The sequence below is a fragment of the Polaribacter gangjinensis genome (genome assembly GCF_038024125.1).
Taxonomy (GTDB): domain Bacteria; phylum Bacteroidota; class Bacteroidia; order Flavobacteriales; family Flavobacteriaceae; genus Polaribacter; species Polaribacter gangjinensis.
Map to the genome: position 1 here is coordinate 2,707,085 of NZ_CP150662.1, position 18,039 is coordinate 2,725,123.

Below are 18,039 nucleotides of genomic sequence, written 5' to 3' on the forward strand. Positions count from 1 at the left end.
TTTAAAAAATGAATTTTTATTACACTTTAGAGAGAATTTGTTCTAAGATATTTATGAAAACATTTGGAGGTATCTACGCAATGATTAGCCATGTTGGGTATGCTAGATGGATTGGTGTAAACATGGGTGAAAAAATCCAAATCTACGGAAATCCAAGCAAAATGTTTGGTAGTGAACCTTGGCTTATTACTTTAGGTAATAATGTTCATATAACCACTGATGTGTTATTCATAACCCATGATGGAGGTACATTATTGTTCAGAGACAAAGTACCTAATCTTGAAATTACAGCCCCAATAGTGGTTTCAGATAATGTTTATATCGGAGTAAGAAGTGTTATTTTACCTGGTGTAACTATTGGCGAAAACTCCATCATAGCTGCAGGTTCAATTGTAACAAAAGATGTGCCATCAAAGGTAATTGTAGGAGGTGTTCCTGCAAAAGTAATTAAGACAACAGAAGAATATTTTGAACAAATTCAAAAGAATTCTATTCATTTAGGCCATTTAAAAGGGAAGTTTAAAGATAGAGAACTTAAAAAGTATTTCAATTATAAAAAGTGATTTCAAATTTCAATTGAACAAAAATAATGGTAAAAAGTAAACCGATAATTTCAATGGATTTGTCAACAACAGGTGTTGGTGGGGGGCCATATACTAGTACTACAAGAACAATTCAATCAAATCTTGTAGATAAATATGAATTTAGAACTATTAATTATAAAACGGAAATGGGTACTGGTATTAGTATCACACGGATTAGAGATTTAATTACTCAAATTAAAAGAATTAACCCAGATATTGTTCATTATACAGGATTGCAATTATCAGGATTTCATATGGCAGTAGCTTGTAAAATTGCTGGTGTAAAAAATACTGTAGTTACAGTTAGAGGTTTTTCAGGAGATGCAATAAATTTTAATTTTTTTAAAAAAGTTTTGTTGAAATACTTATTAGAGCCAATAACGTTAGTTTTGTCAAAAAAAGTTATTGGAGTAAGTGAATATGTTGTCTCAAGAAATGTTATTAAGTTACTAGCAAAGAATAAAAGTATACAAATTTATAATTTTCCACCAAATTCAACTGAAGTTTTTATTAAAAATGATGTAAGAAATGAACTAGAGATTAGTGAAAATGATATTCTAATAGTTTCAGTTGCAAGAATAACTACAGATAAAGGCTATAATGTATTAGATGAAGCCATTTTGCATTTTAAAGAACATAGTAATTTAAAATTTTTAATAGTTGGTGATGGAGATTATATCGAAACTATGAAGAAAAAACTACATACCCAAACTAAGCAAAAAAGTGTTATTTTTTTAGGTTTTAGAAAAGATATTAATAAAATTTTAAGTGCTTGTGATATTTTTGTATTGCCTACATTACATGAAACTTTATCAGTTGCTTTACTAGAGGCTTCACAAGCTGGTTTAGCTCTCATTGCATCTAATACAGGTGGTGTCCCAGAAATAGTTGAAGATAATTATAATGGTATTTTAGTTGCACCAGGTTCGGTTGATGAATTAATTAGTGCAATTGAAAAGCTTTATTCGGACGAAACATTAAGGAAATATTTTGGTGAAAATGCAAAATATAAGGTAGGTAAAAAATTTTCGTCAATGGAAATTGAGCAAAAGTTAGATTTGGTTTACACAAGTTTGTTAAAAAAATAATCACAAAATTTCAAAAAATTGCCAAAAGTTTTAATAAATAAAAACAAAAAATCGATATTTTACTTTTTAGGTTTGCTAATGATTTTTATTCTAGCACTTTCATCTATTTTTTCGCCTATTAAATCATTATCTTTTTTCAATGTTATTTGGGCATTATGTATAATAGGATGGTTTGTTTTTACTTTTCTTGAAAATCCAACTTATTTATTATTACCATCGAAACATATTTTAGCTATTTATTTCTACATTTTCTATACAATTATAATTGCTTATTTATCTGGTAATGGTACAATTGGTAATAGATTTTTTGAATTATCTCAAATACCAATTTTTTTTATGGCTTTTGAAAAAAACAAATTATTAGGAAGAAACAATGACAATTTATTTATTATTAAACTATTAATTCCTTTTGTGCTTTTAACAAGTATCATTACATTAAATGCTTACAGAGTAAATCCTTATATTTCAAGATCATTAAAGGTAAGTCAAGGTTTAGGCGTCGAAAATTTAAGAAAAGGTATTGGAGGTTATGATTTTATTTATTTTTTAGTATTATTAATTCCAATCTTAATTTTTGTATTAGGAAAAACTAAAAAAAAAACATCAAGATTTGTTTTTATTATAATGATTATTTTATTCTCATTTAATATTGTATTATCCAATTTTTCAACTGCTTTATTACTTTTACTTTTAGGCCTTTTTATGGGTTTTTTTGTGAAAAAAATTAAGTCTTCTTATTTTTTGATATACTTAGGATTTTTTGTCATCTTGTCGTTTACTTATAATGCATTTTCTTTATTTTTCTTAGATTTTATGATTGAATTGTTGGGAGATAGTATGGGATCATATCGCTTAAATGAAATTAAAGCCTTTCTTTTAACAGGAGATGAAGGTGTTTCAATTGAAGGTAGAACCGAAGTCTTTCAACAAAGCTTAAATGTTTTTTATCAAAACCCAATTTTTGGTAAAATTTCTAGTCCATTAACAAAAAATTTAGATGGAAATATAACTGGATTTGGACAACATTCTCAAATTTTAGATACTTTTGCTTTGTTTGGTCTATTTATTGGGTTACTTCAAATATATATATACTTTTACCCAATTAAGAGATATTTGAAAGAATCAAAATATGTAATTAGTGGCTTTTCACTTTCAATTCTTTTAATATTTTTTACCGTTATTACTGTAAATAATGCCACACCCTCTATCGGTTTTGCTGTCTTTTTTATTTTTCCTACAGTATTAAATTCGTTAATTAATAATTTACACACAAATAAAAATAATTATGTTTAAAAACAAAACATTATTAATAACAGGAGGAACAGGTTCTTTTGGAACAGCGGTATTACATCGATTTTTAAATTCACAGCTTTTTAGTGAAATACGTATTTTTTCGCGTGATGAAAAAAAACAAGATGATATGCGGAACTTATATAAAACCGATAAAATAAAATATTATATTGGCGATGTTAGAGATTATGATTCCGTAGAACCAGCAACCCGTGGGGTAGATTATGTATTTCATGCAGCTGCTTTAAAGCAAGTGCCCTCTTGCGAATTTTTCCCAATGCAAGCTGTTAAAACAAATGTCGAAGGAACCCAAAATGTCATTCGTGCTGCGGCAAGTAATGGTGTTAAAAAAGTAATTTGTTTATCAACCGATAAAGCTGCCTATCCAATCAATGCGATGGGAATTTCAAAAGCAATGATGGAAAAAGTAGCTGTAGCTGAAGCTAGAAATTTAAAAAATACTGTTGTTTGTCTCACTCGTTATGGAAATGTAATGGCATCTCGGGGTTCAGTAATTCCTTTATTTTTAAATCAAATTCAAAAAGGGGAACCTATAACCATTACAGACCCAAAAATGTCTCGCTTTTTCATGTCACTTGATGATGCGGTAGATTTAGTACTTTTTGCTTTTGAAAATGCCAATCCGGGTGATTTATTTGTCAACAAAGCACCAGCGGGTACCATTGGTGATTTAGCGCAAGCTTTAATTGAGTTGACTGGTAAAGAGGTGCCGATAAAAATTATTGGAACCCGACATGGTGAAAAATTGTACGAAACCTTATGTACACGTGAAGAAATGTTGAAAGCTGAAGATATGGGCAATTTTTATAGAGTTCCAGCAGATAATCGAGACTTGAATTATGCCGCGTATTTTTCTGAAGGAGAGGAAGAAATTGCTCAAATTGAAGATTATCATTCACATAATTCTGACCAACAAGATGTTGAAGGCTTGAAGAAATTGATTTCAACACTTCCTTTAATTAGAAAAGAAATTTTCGGTGAAAATGTCACTCAATTATTAGTATAATGAAACCAGCAGTTATAAAAGGTAATGTTTATTCTGATTTCAGAGGTTCGCTCTATTACAATAACGAGTTTGATGCTTCGCCTGTAAAACGAGTTTATTTTATTCAAAATAAAGATTCCGAAACAGTTCGTGCCTGGCAAGGACATAGAATTGAACAACGATGGTTTTCGGCAGTAGAAGGAGGATTTGAAATAAAATTGATCGAGGTTGACGATTGGGAAAGCCCATCGAAGGATTTGATTGTTCATACCTTTATATTGAATGCTGCCCAGCTAGATGTTTTGCATATACCACAAGGATACATAAGCAGTATCCAGTCCCTAGATTCAGAATCGAAATTATTAGTTATGGCGGATTATTTGTTGGGAGAAATTAAAGACGAGTACCGTTTTGATGCGGATTATTTTAAAATATAAAATGAAAGAGTATGTTAAAAGTTGGAATTACGGGACAAAAAGGATTTGTAGGAACGCATTTATTTAATACGCTAGGGTTGCAACCCGAAGTTTTTGAACGAATCTCTTTTGAGCGTTCTTTTTTTGATGATGAGGCAAAATTAGATTCATTTGTTTCAAAATGTGATGTAATTGTGCATTTGGCTGCCTTAAATCGTCACAACGAGCAAGAAGTTATTTATAAAACGAACCTTCATTTAGTAAAACTGCTTCTTGCTTCTTTAGAACGCACCAATAGCAAAGCCCACGTATTGATTTCATCTTCTTTACAAGAAGAGCGAGACAATTTGTATGGAAAATCTAAAAAAGAAGGTCGTGAGTTATTAGCAAATTGGGCTAAAAAAACTAGTGCAATTTTTACAGGAATGATAATACCAAATGTTTTTGGACCTTTCGGACATCCGTATTACAACTCAGTTGTGGCTACTTTTTCGCACCAAATTGCGAATGGAGAAACTCCAAAAATTGAAGTAGACGGTCAATTAAAGCTCATTTATGTAGGAGAATTAGTTTCAGAAATCATCAAAGCGATTCAAGACAAAATTAATGAATCAAAATATACCATAAATCATACAAGCGAAGCCAAAGTTTCTGAATTATTAGCTTTGCTTCAAGATTACAAAACAACTTATGTAGACCAAGGACAAATACCCACAATAGCATCTACTTTCGAGCTGAATTTATTCAATACATTTCGATGTTATATGGATATCAAAAATCATTTCCCAGTAAAATTTACACAACATACAGATCCAAGAGGTACGTTTGTAGAGGTAATTCGTTTAGGAGTTGGTGGACAAGTATCTTTTTCAACCACAGTTCCAGGAATTACAAGAGGAAACCATTATCATACAAGAAAAATAGAACGCTTTGCAGTTATTAAAGGAAAAGCCTTAATCCAGTTGCGAAAAATTGGAACGGATGAAGTTTTGGATTTTTATTTGGACGGTGCGGAACCTGCTTATGTAGATATGCCCATTTGGTACACCCATAATATAAAAAATATTGGCGAAGAAGTTTTATATACCAATTTTTGGATTAATGAGTTTTATGACTCCAATGATCCAGATACTTATTTTGAAAATGTGTAGTTAGAAGAGCCAAGGCAAAAGTCAAAAGTACCAAGTGGAAGTAAAAAAGAGAATTATGAAGTCAAATGATTTATTGGATAGAACATTCAACTTTGGTGTGGATGTTTTAAAATTAATAAAAACTTTGCCGAAGGACTCTGAATATTCTATTATTAGACATCAATTGGGAAAATCGGCAACATCAGTTGGTGCGAATTATGAAGAATCTCAAGCTGGTTCTTCAAAAGCAGATTTTAAAAATAAGGTCCGAATTGCATTGAAAGAAGCTCGAGAATCTAATTATTGGTTGAGAATCATAATCGCTATTGGAGAAACAGATAATACTGAATTGAATCGTTTAACACAAGAAAGTAAAGAAATTAAAAATATATTAGCAGCAATAATAAACAAAATGAACTAAGAACATTGACTACTTTAGCCTTGGCTCTTTAAAACTTTTGCCTTGGTTCTTAATATAATAAAATATGAAAGCACAATTAAAAGTAATGACCGTTGTAGGCACTCGTCCAGAAATCATCAGATTATCCCGAGTAATGGCGGCTTTAGATCATTCAGCAGCAATAGAACATATAATAGTTCATACAGGACAAAATTATGATTACGAATTAAATCAAATCTTTTTTGATGATTTAGGCATTCGCAAACCAGACTTTTTTCTTGATGCAGCTGGTAAAACCGCTACGGAAACAGTAGGCCAAATTTTAATAAAAATCGATCCATTATTAGAATCGCAACAGCCCGATGCGTTCTTAGTGTTAGGGGATACTAACAGTTGTTTATGTGCCATTCCCGCAAAAAAACGTCATATTCCAATTTTTCACATGGAAGCAGGAAACCGATGTTTTGACCAAAGAGTACCTGAAGAAACCAATCGTAAAATAGTAGACCACGTATCCGATATTAATTTGACTTACAGCGACATTGCTCGAGAATATTTATTACGTGAAGGTTTGCCTGCCGATAGAATTATTAAAACAGGTTCGCCGATGTTTGAGGTGTTGAATCATTATTTGCCATCCATTGAATCTTCAAATGTTTTAACAAGATTAGGATTAGAAGAAGGAAAATTCTTTGTGGTTTCGTCACATAGAGAAGAAAATATCAATAGCGAAAAAAACTTTCACGGTTTGATGAACAGTTTGAACTTGATTGCTGAAAAATACGATTATCCGATTATTGTAAGTACACATCCAAGAACACGCAATATGATTGATAAAAAAAAAATTCAAATGCATAGAAATGTACAATTTTTAAAACCATTAGGCTTTAATGATTACAATGCCTTGCAAATGCGTTCCTGTGCCGTTTTATCAGATTCAGGAACCATTTCTGAAGAATCTTCAATATTAAATTTTAGAGCCTTAAATATTAGAGATGCACATGAACGTCCAGAGGCAATGGAAGAAGCATCAGTTATGATGGTTGGTTTAAATCCTGAACGCATTATACAAGGATTAACACAATTGCAATATCAAAAAATTGGTAAAGAAAGAAATTTTCGCTCTGTAGCCGATTATTCCATGCCAAATGTTTCCGAGAAAATGGTTAGAATTATATTAAGTTATACGGATTATATTAAGAGAACAGTTTGGCAAAATTAAATTATTTATGAAAATTGTTTTTTCTTCGAATTTAGCATGGAGTATTTACAACTTCAGACTACCCCTCTTAAAATCCCTTCAAAATGATGGTCATATTATTTATGCCGTTGCAAATAATGATAAATATGTTTCTAATTTAGAAAATGAGAATTTTATTTTTGAGAACATTAATATAAATAATAATAGTAAAAATCCAATTAAAGATATTTTTCTAATTTATAAATATTATATTTTATATAAAAAAATCAAACCTGATATAATTTGTCACAATGCAATTAAACCTAATATCTACGGTACTTTAGCAGCAAAGTTTCTAAATATACCTGTTGTGAATAACATTTCAGGGCTAGGTACCCTATTTATAAAGAAAAGTTTTTCAACTAGAATAGCTAAATTACTTTATAAATTTTCTCAGAAAAATGCAGACAAAATTTTTTTTCAAAATAGAGATGACCTTAACGAGTTTATTAAAAATAAATTAATAAATGAAAAGAAATGTGAAGTTATAAGTGGGTCAGGAGTCGATACAAAAAAATTTATACCTAAGAAAAAAGTCAATAATTTAAAATTTAAATTCATTTTTATAGGAAGATTAATCTTTGATAAAGGTATATTAGAATTTATAGAGGCATTAAAAATTTTAAACCTTGAGTATAAAAATTTTGAAGGTTTAATTTTAGGGCCAATTTACAAATTAAATCATACAGCAGTATCTGAAAAAGTTTTAAATGAATGGATTAATGATGGTATTGTAAAATATTTAGGGGAGACTGAAAATGTTTTGCCATACATTCAAGATGCAGATTGTTTAGTTTTGCCTTCTTATAGAGAAGGTCTTTCTAAAGTGTTAATTGAAGCCTCTAGTGTTGCAATACCTATTATAACAACAGATGTTCCCGGTTGTAGAGATGTTGTAGTAGATGGAGTCACAGGTTTACTTTGTAAAGTAAAAGATAGCAAAAGTTTAGCTGAAAAGATGAAATTATTATTAAATATGAATGTTGAAAAAAGATTAGAAATGGGAATTGAAGCGAGAAAAAGAGCTATTGATGTTTTTGATCAAAATATTATTATAGATAAATATAAAAGAGCTATTTATGAAATTGTTTCAATATGAGCACACTCTTATTTTTATACTTTTGTTTTTTTTAGGAAGTATTTATTTAAAACTCGCTAAAAAGTATCAAATTATTGACAAACCCAACGAACGTAGTTCTCATACCAACTTTACCATACGTGGAGGGGGTATCGTCTTTGTGTTCGCCTTAGGCTTATTCTTTTTGGGCAACAATTTTCAATATCCTTATTTCATTGCGGGCACCATTGCCCTGGCAATCATCAGTTTTTTAGACGACATCTATACCCTCAGTTCCAAAATCCGGTTTCCTTTTCAATTATTGGCAGTCGCATTGCTGTTGCATGAAGTAGCACTACCTTTTTCGCCTATTGCACCCTACCTATCATTCCTATTGTTAGGCATTGGTGTTGTCAATATGTTCAATTTTATGGATGGCATCAATGGTATAACGGGGATGTATAGTTTTGCCTCTTTAGTGGGGTTTTATGCCATCAATGCACAAGAAAACATCGTTAACAACGAAATCATATTCTATACTTTCATCGCGATTGGTGTCTTTGGCTTTTACAACTTCCGAAAAAAAGCCCTCTTTTTTGCAGGGGATATTGGCAGCATCAGCATTGGGATGTTGATTTATTTTGTAGGGGTTTATTTGGCTGTCCGTTTACAAGCACCCCTCATGTTTCTTGCCATATTTGTATATGGGGCAGATGCAGGGTGTACACTATTGTATCGTAAATTTTTTACCAACGAAAGTATTTTTGCACCCCACAGACATCATATCTATCAAAAACTGGTACATGTCAAAAAAATACCCCATCTAACAGTTTCTGTTATCTATGCAGGCATTCAATTGGTATTGAATATAGTGTTGTTTTTTACCTATCAATTGCCAATGACAACTCAACTATTGGTATTAGTGGGCTTTATAATAGTATTTATTACTGGATATATAGTATTGTTTAAAAAGTTGGAGAGGGAACTTTAGACAGTTGTCAGTTGACGGTAGACAGTTGACGGTAGACAGTTGTCAGTAGGCAGTGGTAAAATTAATTATAAATCTAACGAATATTTCATCCCAAACTTTTCTTCCCTAAGTTAGGAGTGAACTCCCATTTAACACAGTAAAAGGTTCCTCCTGCGTCTCCGAATTATCAGTATAAGCTGGGATGATAAATAATGTTCGAGTATGACCGAGTACAAAAAGAAAAATTTCAAATAAACAATTTGAAATACTTTTATATCTAGTTCCTCCCGAGACTTCGGGATTTATTGGAAAGGTCTCGAAACTTCAGGAGAGGGATAAGCTTCAACTGTTGATACTTCTCCCGATACCAATTACCATCACTAATCCTTTTCAACAACCACGAACGATGCGCTGCATCAAAAATAGATTTGTAGATAATTTGTAAACGCATTTGTATGAAAAGTTTTCTCTGTATCTTTTTATGAAATGCAACTCTCAAAGTTTCATTTTCCAGTAATTGATAAAAATCAGCAACATATTGCTTAGTTGTTGCTGTTTTTTGGTATTGTAAAGAGTCAGGCTTATCAAAAACCTCAAAACACAAAGCTATATAATTCAGCAGCGGTTCATTCAACTTTTGGAGTCCCTTAAACGCTTCGGAAACTGCTGTTTTTTTTGATAATAAAAAAACATCATAGGCATTGCGCAATGCGATGTCATTATAAAACCTTCCATTGTCATTGATTTGTTTGGCAATGATACTCAAACACAATTGGTGGGCGTAACTCATTACTGTGATATTACCAAATTGTTGGGTATTATTTTTAATGAACTCATAGTTGAATTCCATGGCATATTTTTCAATCAACAATTCTTTATGTATTTCAACGGCAGCAATGCATCCTTCTTTTTGGATTCGCGGATAATGTTTGAAAGAAGGAAAATAATATTTATATTTTGTTACAGGTTCATAACCAAAATCGGTCAATAGGGCAATCGCTTTTGGATAGTCTTCTTTCTCAACAATAAAATCAATATCCCCCACCATACGCTCCCCCAAATCAGCATACAATCCCTCCAACAAATTCCCCGTCCCTTTTAAAAAGATGGGGGTAATCCCATTTGCCAACAACAGCGTATTGAGCTCTTTAGCTTGTGTAATGATTTGTTCATTACGTTCCCGATTTAAGTTGGTGATGTGTTGCATATACTCCACTAAATCTTCGGGTACATAGGGTAAAAAATGGGCACGTTGCAAATTCACATACAAGGCTGGGAATACATAATGCGCGGTGCTTACTTTTACCACAGCGTCCCAGTCAACAGTCTCAGTTTTCAGTATTTTTTCAATGGCATTCCGATTTTCCACTTCATGCGAAATCGTTAAGCATTTACCAACAAAAAACAGGGTTTCTTTGTATGTCATTGGGTGTATCGGATTAAACTTCCAATTCTCAAAAATAGCAAATTTAAAAATATGAAAGCAGTTTTTTTTAACCTCATTGCAACCAGTCCGTTCCCGACACTTCGGGAAAGCCTGTCCCGTACTTGTTGCTACCTATCACGTCATTGCGAGGCACGAAGCAATCTGTATATTCAAACTCCCCAAGATCAAAAGCTTTAAGACCTTGATCGGTAAGACTATTGCTAAGACTATTGCTAAGACTAAGACTAAGGCTAAGACTAAGACTAAGGCTAAGACTAAGACTATGACTAAGACCTTGAGAGCGGAGGCCTTGAATGGACCCTGATCCTTGAAACGACCCTGAAAAGACCCTAAAGACCCTGACCCCGAAATAAATTCGGGGCAAGACGAGTTCAGGGTGACAAGTCAAGTTCAGGGTAGTAAAACTATGTGAAATATTATGTGGTTGAAACGAAAGATGTCAATTCTCACTTCAATTGCTTATTGATGTACTACACAAAATTATCACAAGGAATCCGTGCAACTTACTAAGAAAAAATAGTATTTTTGAATCTTTAAACATACAAAGTTTGCTTTTTTAAGAGAAAAAGTATGAACAAAAACACTAAGATTTACATTGCAGGGCATAAAGGAATGGTAGGCTCTGCCGTATGGAGGGCATTAACGCAAAAAGGCTATACCAACCTGATTGGCAAATCGAGTAAAGAGCTGGATTTGCGCAACCAACAAGCCGTTACCGATTTTTATGCTACTGAACGACCGGAAGCGGTGATTGATGCGGCAGCCAGAGTTGGTGGAATTTTAGCCAACAACGATTTTCCTTACCAATTTTTAATGGAAAATATGCAGATTCAAAATAACTTGATTGATGGGGCTTTCAAAGCAGGTATCGACAAGTTTATTTTTTTAGGAAGCTCTTGTATCTACCCTAAGTTTGCGCCTCAACCCTTGAAAGAGGAATACTTATTAACAGATTCTTTAGAGCCTACCAATGAATGGTATGCGATTGCTAAAATTACCGGGGTAAAAGCCTGTCAAGCCATTCGCAAACAGTTTGGCAAAGACTATTTAAGCTTGATGCCCACTAATTTGTATGGGTATTACGATAATTTCGATTTTAATACTTCGCATGTATTGCCTGCCATGATTCGTAAGTTTCACGAAGCGAAAAATAATAACCATGCTCCTGTTACTTTATGGGGTTCAGGAACGCCCATGCGTGAGTTTTTATTTGTGGATGATATGGCGGAAGCCGTGGTATATGCCTTAGAAAATACCTTGCCTGAGCATTTGTACAATGTGGGTTCAGGAACAGATGTCACCATCAAACACTTGGCAGCAACCATCCAAAAAGCGGTAGGACATCAGGGAGACATTGTTTGGGACGCCACCAAACCTGATGGTACACCTCGTAAATTGATGGATGTTTCTAAGATGAAGGGAGTGGGTTGGCGTTATACTACGGAGTTGGATGCAGGGATTGCAAAGACCTATCAGTGGTTTTTGGAGAATGTGGAGCGGATTAAGGAAGTGAAGATGGATTAAGACTAAGACGAAGACAAAGACTTAGACGAAGACAAAGACGAAGACAAAGACGAAGACTAAGGCTATGACTAAGACGAAGACTAAGACTAGAAAAATTAATGAGAATATTGATTCAATAAATGAATTTTAAATTAAATTAAAAACCGAACCAAAGCCTTTGTCAACAGCTTTAGTCTTAGTCAACAGCCTTTGTAAAAAAAAAGAATGAGAAATTTCAGAGAATACAATGTTTGGATTGATGGAATGCAGTTAGTGATGGATATTTACGAATTAGTTGATCATTTCCCATCTAATGAAAAGTTTTCTTTGAGTTCCCAAATAGTAAGGTCAGTTATATCAATTCCGTCAAATATAGCGGAGGGAGCGTCGAGAGAATCTGAAAAAGATTTTGCAAGGTTTTTAGAAATAGCACTTGGTTCAGCATTTGAATTAGAAACACAAGTAATAATAGCTAGCAAAAGAAAGTATATAGCAGAAAACAATTCAGATGAGATCATTAAAAAGGTTATTAGTCTCCAAAAAAGGATACATGCCTTTAGAAAAAAAGTTTTGAACAAAAAATAAATATCAATTTATAAAAACGCCCAAGCCTTAGTTTTAGTCTTGTGCCTTAGTAAAATAAACATATGAATACAAACCAAAAAGTAGCCCTCATCACCGGCATCACAGGCCAAGATGGATCTTATTTAGCAGAACTATTATTAGAGAAGGGATATATGGTACATGGCGTAAAACGTCGTGCATCTTCGTTCAATACCCAGCGCATTGACCACCTGTATGTAGATCAGCATGAAGGCCATGTGAATTTTAAATTGCATTACGGGGATTTAACAGATTCCACCAACATTATCAGAATCATACAAGAGGTGCAACCCGATGAAATTTACAATTTGGGTGCGATGAGTCATGTAAAGGTGTCTTTTGATTCGCCTGAATATGTAGCCAATGTAGATGGATTGGGAACCCTACGTATCTTAGAAGCGGTTCGAATATTAGGATTGGAAAAGAAAACACGTATTTATCAAGCCTCCACTTCAGAGCTCTATGGAGGTATGACTGAAAATAAAAACGAACGCGGATTTTATGACGAACAATCACCCTTTTACCCACGCTCACCCTATGGTGTGGCAAAAATTTATGGGTTTTGGATTACCAAAAACTATCGCGAGGCTTATAAGATGTTTGCGTGTAACGGAATTTTATTCAACCACGAATCTCCACGCAGAGGTGAAACTTTTGTGACTCGTAAAATTACCATGGCAACCGCAGCCATTGCAAAAGGAAAACAAGATTGTTTGTATTTGGGCAATCTAAATTCTCAGAGAGATTGGGGACATGCCAAAGACTATGTAGAGGCAATGTGGCGAATACTACAGCAAGAAGTGGCTGAAGATTATGTAATTGCAACGGGGATTACCACCTATATACGTGATTTTGTACGATTGTCTTTCTTAGAGGTAGGGATTACTTTGCGATTTGAAGGGGAAAATGAGAATGAAGTAGCCATTATCGAAAGTATTGACGAAAGGAAATACCAAACTGCAACAGGTGTATTACTCTCCTCCTTTGGAGAGGCTGGGGGAGGCCTTTCTATTGGAAAAGTAGTGGTGCGCGTAGACCCCGAATATTATCGTCCTACAGAAGTAGATGTATTGATTGGAGACCCAACCAAATCCAAAACACAACTGGGTTGGCAACCTCAATACGATCTAGCAGGACTGGTAAAAGAAATGGTGGCAAGTGATTTAAAGTTGTTTTAGTTTATCTCGAGCATTCGGGATGGCACCGTAATTTAAACTCCCTGTCATTGCGAGCGAGGAATGAGCGAAGCAATCTGTATATTAAAAAATCCCTCGTTCCCGAGACTTCATAACGGCCTGTCACGTACTTGTTGCTGCCTGCCACGTTCCCGAAACTTCGGGATGAACGACGTAGGAGTAGCTTGTCCCTCCCGAGTCTTCGGGACTTCGGGAAAGCAATCTGTATTTTCAAACTCTTCAAGATCAAAAGCTTTAAGACCTTGATCAGTAAGACTATTACTATGACTAAGACTAAGGCTAAGACTAAGGCTAAGACTATGACTAAGACTAAGGCTAAGACTAAGACTATGACTAAGGCTAAGACTAAGACTAAGACTAAGACTATGACTAAGGCTAAGACTAAGACTAAGACTAAGACTATGACTAAGGCTAAGACTATGACTAAGGCTAAGACTATGACTAAGGCTAAGGCTAAGACTAAGACTAAGGCTAAGACTAAGACTAAGGCTAAGGCTAAGGCTAAGACTAAGACTAAGGCTAAGGCTAAGGCTAAGACTAAGGCTAAGGCTAAGACTAAGGCTAAGGCTAAGACTACTACTAAGACTAAGACTAAGACTAAGACTAAGGCTAAGGCTAAGACTAAGGCTAAGGCTAAGACTAAGGCTAAGACTAAGACTAAGACTAAGACTAAGACTAAGGCTAAGACTAAGGCTAAGACTAAGGCTAAGACTAAGACTAAAAAGTTTCTGTTGTTTCTATGGTTTTTGTGGTTTCTTCAAGTTGTTTGGATAGACAATTTATCTTTAAACGCTTAAACAATAGAAACTCTTAAACTTTTAAACCTTTCTTTGGTTAAACAACTCAAAACTAAACACGAACCCCTGTGGTTGAAACCTAAGATGTGGTTTAGGTTGCCTTTAGATTTTGGACTTTGAACTCTCTAAATTTTCTCCATTCGAGATAGTACCCCTCCCAAAAACCAACAATTTTAAAAAATCTCACAATCCAGCAATCTAAAAACTAAAAAAAATACTTAAGTTTGCACACACTGTGAAAATAAAAATGTTACGAATACTCTTTCTAAGGACAGTCAATAAGTACGCCTCCAAATGGTTGGTACTTGCCATTGACCTTTTTTTAGTGTGTGTTTCTTTTTTCTTTGCTTACGCTATACGCTATAATGCTAGTTTTGAATTTGACTTGCAGCATTTGCTCCTCCAAATTCCTTTTGTACTGGTGTTGGCATGCATTGCCTTTGCGCTGGTAGGCTCTTACAAAGGCATTGTTCGACATACCGGCACCAAAGATGCCTTCAATGTATTTTTAGGCATTTCTATACACACTATTTTTATAGGCTTTGCCCTCTTAGTCAATGGTTTGTTAGCGATTTTTCCTACTTTTAGCATTCCCATTTCCATCATCATCATCCATTTTTTATTGGCGAATTTTATGATGATCATCAGCCGTTTCATATTCAAAGCCATGTTCGAGCTGGTCAATACCCAAGTAAAAACCATCACCAATATTTTGATTTACGGGGCAGGGGATTCGGGGATGATAACCTATGCCGCTATCAACAGAGACCGAAAAAATAACTACGAAATCATTGGTTTTTTAGACGATAACCCTAACAAAGTCAACAAAAAGATAGACCGGATTAAAATTTACAACCCTGATAAGATTGATGCTGAATTCATTGAAAAACACGACATCAAAGAGGTGATTTTTTCGATGCCCCGACTTCGGTCTGGGAGGTTGCTTGAGTTGACGGATAAGTTTTTAGAGCTCAACGTAAAAGTAAAAACAGTACCCACCTTGACCAAATGGATTGAGGGCGATTTGCAAGCCAATCAAATTAAAAACGTCAACATCGACGATTTGTTAGACCGCGATCAAATAGAAATTGTCAACCCCATCGTAATGAGCAAGGTCAGTGGCAAGGTATTGCTTGTTACCGGTGCAGCAGGCTCTATTGGTAGTGAAATAGCGAGGCAATTGACCGCTTACAACCCTAAAAAACTGATTTTGGTAGATCAATCAGAATCGGCCTTGTACGATTTGCAGCAAGAATTTGTACAATTGGGCTTGTCTAATTTTGTGGCATTGGTTTCGGATGTGCGAGACCTTAAAAGAATGGAGCGTATTTTTATAAAATACCAGCCAGAGCAGGTGTTTCATGCGGCAGCCTACAAACACGTTCCCTTGATGGAAAAAACCCCTTACGAGGCCATCAAAATCAACATCATGGGTACCAAACACATGGCCGACTTGTCGATACAGTTCGGTATAGAGCGCTTTGTGATGGTCTCTACCGACAAGGCCGTAAACCCTACCAATGTGATGGGGGCAACGAAACGCATTGCTGAGTTGTACATCAGTTGTTTGAGCCATGCGCAGTCCAATACCAAATTTACCATCACGCGTTTTGGCAATGTGTTGGGCTCTAACGGCTCGGTCATTCCGCTCTTTAAAAAACAAATTGAAAAAGGAGGGCCGCTTACGGTGACTCACAAAGAAATAACCCGCTATTTTATGACGATTCCCGAAGCCTGTAGCTTGGTACTCGAGGCAGGGACCATGGGAAAAGGAGGCGAAATTTATATTTTTGACATGGGAAAATCGGTAAAGATTTTTGACATTGCCAAAAGAATGATTTATTTGTCGGGTCTCAAGTACCCTGGGGATATTGACATTAAAATCACCGGATTGCGCCCCGGAGAAAAATTGTACGAAGAATTGTTGGCGGATGGTGAAAATACCACCAAAACCTACCACGAAAAAATACTCATTGCCAAAACCAATCAAATTGACTTTGTAGTTACCAAAGGAAAAATTGAAGACATCCTTTTGGAACTCCCCAGTGTCAATAACAAAAAATTGGTGAGCTTGATGAAAGAAATCGTCCCTGAGTACATTTCTAAAAACTCGGAATTTGAGGAATTGGATCATGAAGTATCCAATGAATTAATGAATTAATGAATTAATGATTGAATGAGGTAATGAATAAAATAAGTTGGTAATTATTAAAACAATTAAATAGTAGAAGTTAGAAGTTAAATATTAGAAGTTAAATATTAGAGGTTAGTTTTTAGTTTTTAGTTTTTAGTTTACAATGAATTAATGATTGAATGAGGTAATGATTTAACGAATAAAAAAGTAGGTAATTATTAAAACAATTAAATAGTAGAAGTTAGAAGTTAGAAGTTAAATATTAGAGGTTAGTTTTTAGTTTTTAGTTTAGTAAACAGTTAAGCAGTTAAGCAAATAACCAAATAACCAAATAAGCAAATAACCAAATAAGCAAATAACCAGTTAACCAAAAAAAGCAGTTAACCAAAAAAAATTCAATGAACATAAAAAAGATAACCCTATTTACCACCCTTTTCGTACTGGCAACCTCTTGTGTCTCCAAAAAAGACATCATCTATTTTCAAAACGACGAAATCGACCAATCTAAGGTATCCAATAGCTACAAAACCATCATCAAACCCGATGATTTGTTGCAAATCACCATCACCGCCTTAGATACCGAAGCGGTTCGCCCGTTCAACTTGGCGGCGGTAACTTATTCCACCTCTTCCAATTCGGCGATTGGGGTGGCACAGCAACAGAGTTATTTGGTGGATAGCAACGGGGAAATTGATTTCCCGGTGATTGGCAAACTGAAAATTGGGGGTTTGTCGAGAGAAGAGTTTATTGCCATGCTAAAAGACAGGCTAGACCCAGATTATATCAAAAACCCCAATATCAACGTGCGCTTGGCAAATTTTAAGATCAGCGTATTGGGCGATGTACGGTTGCCAGGGAGTTATACCATTCCCAACGAACGCATCACCATCTTAGAAGCGATTGCCTTGGCAGGCGACTTGAACATTTCTGCCGAAAGACAGAATATTTTGGTGATTCGCGAAGAAGGGGGCAAAAAAGTGCACTACAAAGTAGACGTATTGTCTAAACAATTGTTTACCTCCCCTATCTATTATTTGCAGCAAAACGATGTGGTGTATGTAGAGCCCAATTATGCCCGCATTCAATCCGCTTCGTCTAACTCCAATACTGGATTGTTCATCTCCATTACCAGTGTTTTGATCTCATTATTAACCACAATTTCGATTTTAGGCAGATAG

General features: G+C 34.6%; 16 protein-coding genes. 15 read left to right on the forward strand and 1 reads right to left on the reverse strand.

Annotated elements, in window-relative coordinates; translation table 11 throughout:
* The first annotated feature begins 8 nt into the window (after window positions 1–8).
* The 10 genes from WHA43_RS11875 (at window position 9) to WHA43_RS11920 (ending at window position 9,202) form a co-directional block, all read left to right on the forward strand.
* Window positions 9–563, forward strand: a complete 555-nt coding sequence (locus WHA43_RS11875) for an acyltransferase (protein WP_226742863.1) — start codon at window positions 9–11, stop codon at window positions 561–563.
* Between the two features lie 53 nt (window positions 564–616).
* On the forward strand, window positions 617–1,672 hold the full coding sequence (locus WHA43_RS11880) for a glycosyltransferase (protein ID WP_170039459.1): 1,056 nt from the start codon (window positions 617–619) through the stop codon (window positions 1,670–1,672).
* A 78-nt stretch (window positions 1,673–1,750) separates the two neighbouring features.
* Window positions 1,751–2,965 carry a hypothetical protein gene (locus tag WHA43_RS11885; protein WP_226742862.1) on the forward strand — a complete coding sequence of 405 codons (1,215 nt, stop codon included), beginning with the start codon at window positions 1,751–1,753 and terminating at the stop codon, window positions 2,963–2,965.
* Window positions 2,958–3,989 carry a polysaccharide biosynthesis protein gene (locus tag WHA43_RS11890; RefSeq protein ID WP_105044954.1) on the forward strand — a complete coding sequence of 344 codons (1,032 nt, stop codon included), beginning with the start codon at window positions 2,958–2,960 and terminating at the stop codon, window positions 3,987–3,989. Before WHA43_RS11885 ends, WHA43_RS11890 begins: the two co-directional genes overlap by 8 nt.
* A complete protein-coding gene (locus WHA43_RS11895) occupies window positions 3,989–4,405 on the forward strand; it encodes a WxcM-like domain-containing protein (RefSeq protein WP_105044955.1) in 417 nt (138 codons plus the stop codon). The genes WHA43_RS11890 and WHA43_RS11895 overlap by 1 nt, the downstream gene beginning before the upstream one ends.
* Window positions 4,406–4,416: 11 nt before the next feature.
* Window positions 4,417–5,535, forward strand: coding sequence for an NAD-dependent epimerase/dehydratase family protein (locus WHA43_RS11900; protein ID WP_105044956.1), 1,119 nt, complete (start codon window positions 4,417–4,419; stop codon window positions 5,533–5,535).
* 55 nt (window positions 5,536–5,590) lie between these two features.
* On the forward strand, window positions 5,591–5,935 hold the full coding sequence (locus WHA43_RS11905; protein WP_105047210.1) for a four helix bundle protein: 345 nt from the start codon (window positions 5,591–5,593) through the stop codon (window positions 5,933–5,935).
* Between the two features lie 64 nt (window positions 5,936–5,999).
* Window positions 6,000–7,136 (forward strand): non-hydrolyzing UDP-N-acetylglucosamine 2-epimerase, encoded by a 1,137-nt coding sequence (wecB, locus tag WHA43_RS11910; protein ID WP_105044957.1) that lies wholly within the window; start codon window positions 6,000–6,002, stop codon window positions 7,134–7,136.
* Between the two features lie 7 nt (window positions 7,137–7,143).
* On the forward strand, window positions 7,144–8,253 hold the full coding sequence (locus WHA43_RS11915; protein ID WP_105044958.1) for a glycosyltransferase family 4 protein: 1,110 nt from the start codon (window positions 7,144–7,146) through the stop codon (window positions 8,251–8,253).
* Complete coding sequence (locus WHA43_RS11920) at window positions 8,234–9,202, forward strand: UDP-GlcNAc--UDP-phosphate GlcNAc-1-phosphate transferase (protein WP_105044959.1); 969 nt, start codon at window positions 8,234–8,236, stop codon at window positions 9,200–9,202. The genes WHA43_RS11915 and WHA43_RS11920 overlap by 20 nt, the downstream gene beginning before the upstream one ends.
* A gap of 256 nt (window positions 9,203–9,458) precedes the next feature.
* On the opposite strand, the gene WHA43_RS11925 is transcribed toward WHA43_RS11920, so the two are convergent.
* A complete protein-coding gene (locus WHA43_RS11925) occupies window positions 9,459–10,607 on the reverse strand; it encodes a nucleotidyltransferase domain-containing protein (RefSeq protein ID WP_105044960.1) in 1,149 nt (382 codons plus the stop codon).
* Window positions 10,608–11,198: 591 nt separating this feature from the next.
* Here WHA43_RS11925 and WHA43_RS11930 point away from each other — a divergent pair.
* The 5 genes from WHA43_RS11930 (at window position 11,199) to WHA43_RS11950 (ending at window position 18,039) form a co-directional block, all read left to right on the forward strand.
* On the forward strand, window positions 11,199–12,152 hold the full coding sequence (locus WHA43_RS11930) for a GDP-L-fucose synthase family protein (protein ID WP_105044962.1): 954 nt from the start codon (window positions 11,199–11,201) through the stop codon (window positions 12,150–12,152).
* A gap of 204 nt (window positions 12,153–12,356) precedes the next feature.
* Window positions 12,357–12,716 carry a four helix bundle protein gene (locus WHA43_RS11935; protein ID WP_105044963.1) on the forward strand — a complete coding sequence of 120 codons (360 nt, stop codon included), beginning with the start codon at window positions 12,357–12,359 and terminating at the stop codon, window positions 12,714–12,716.
* 62 nt (window positions 12,717–12,778) lie between these two features.
* Window positions 12,779–13,912, forward strand: coding sequence for a GDP-mannose 4,6-dehydratase (gmd, locus tag WHA43_RS11940; protein WP_105044964.1), 1,134 nt, complete (start codon window positions 12,779–12,781; stop codon window positions 13,910–13,912).
* 1,062 nt (window positions 13,913–14,974) lie between these two features.
* Window positions 14,975–16,888, forward strand: a complete 1,914-nt coding sequence (locus WHA43_RS11945) for a polysaccharide biosynthesis protein (RefSeq protein WP_105044966.1) — start codon at window positions 14,975–14,977, stop codon at window positions 16,886–16,888.
* 371 nt (window positions 16,889–17,259) lie between these two features.
* On the forward strand, window positions 17,260–18,039 hold the full coding sequence (locus tag WHA43_RS11950; RefSeq protein ID WP_105044967.1) for a polysaccharide biosynthesis/export family protein: 780 nt from the start codon (window positions 17,260–17,262) through the stop codon (window positions 18,037–18,039).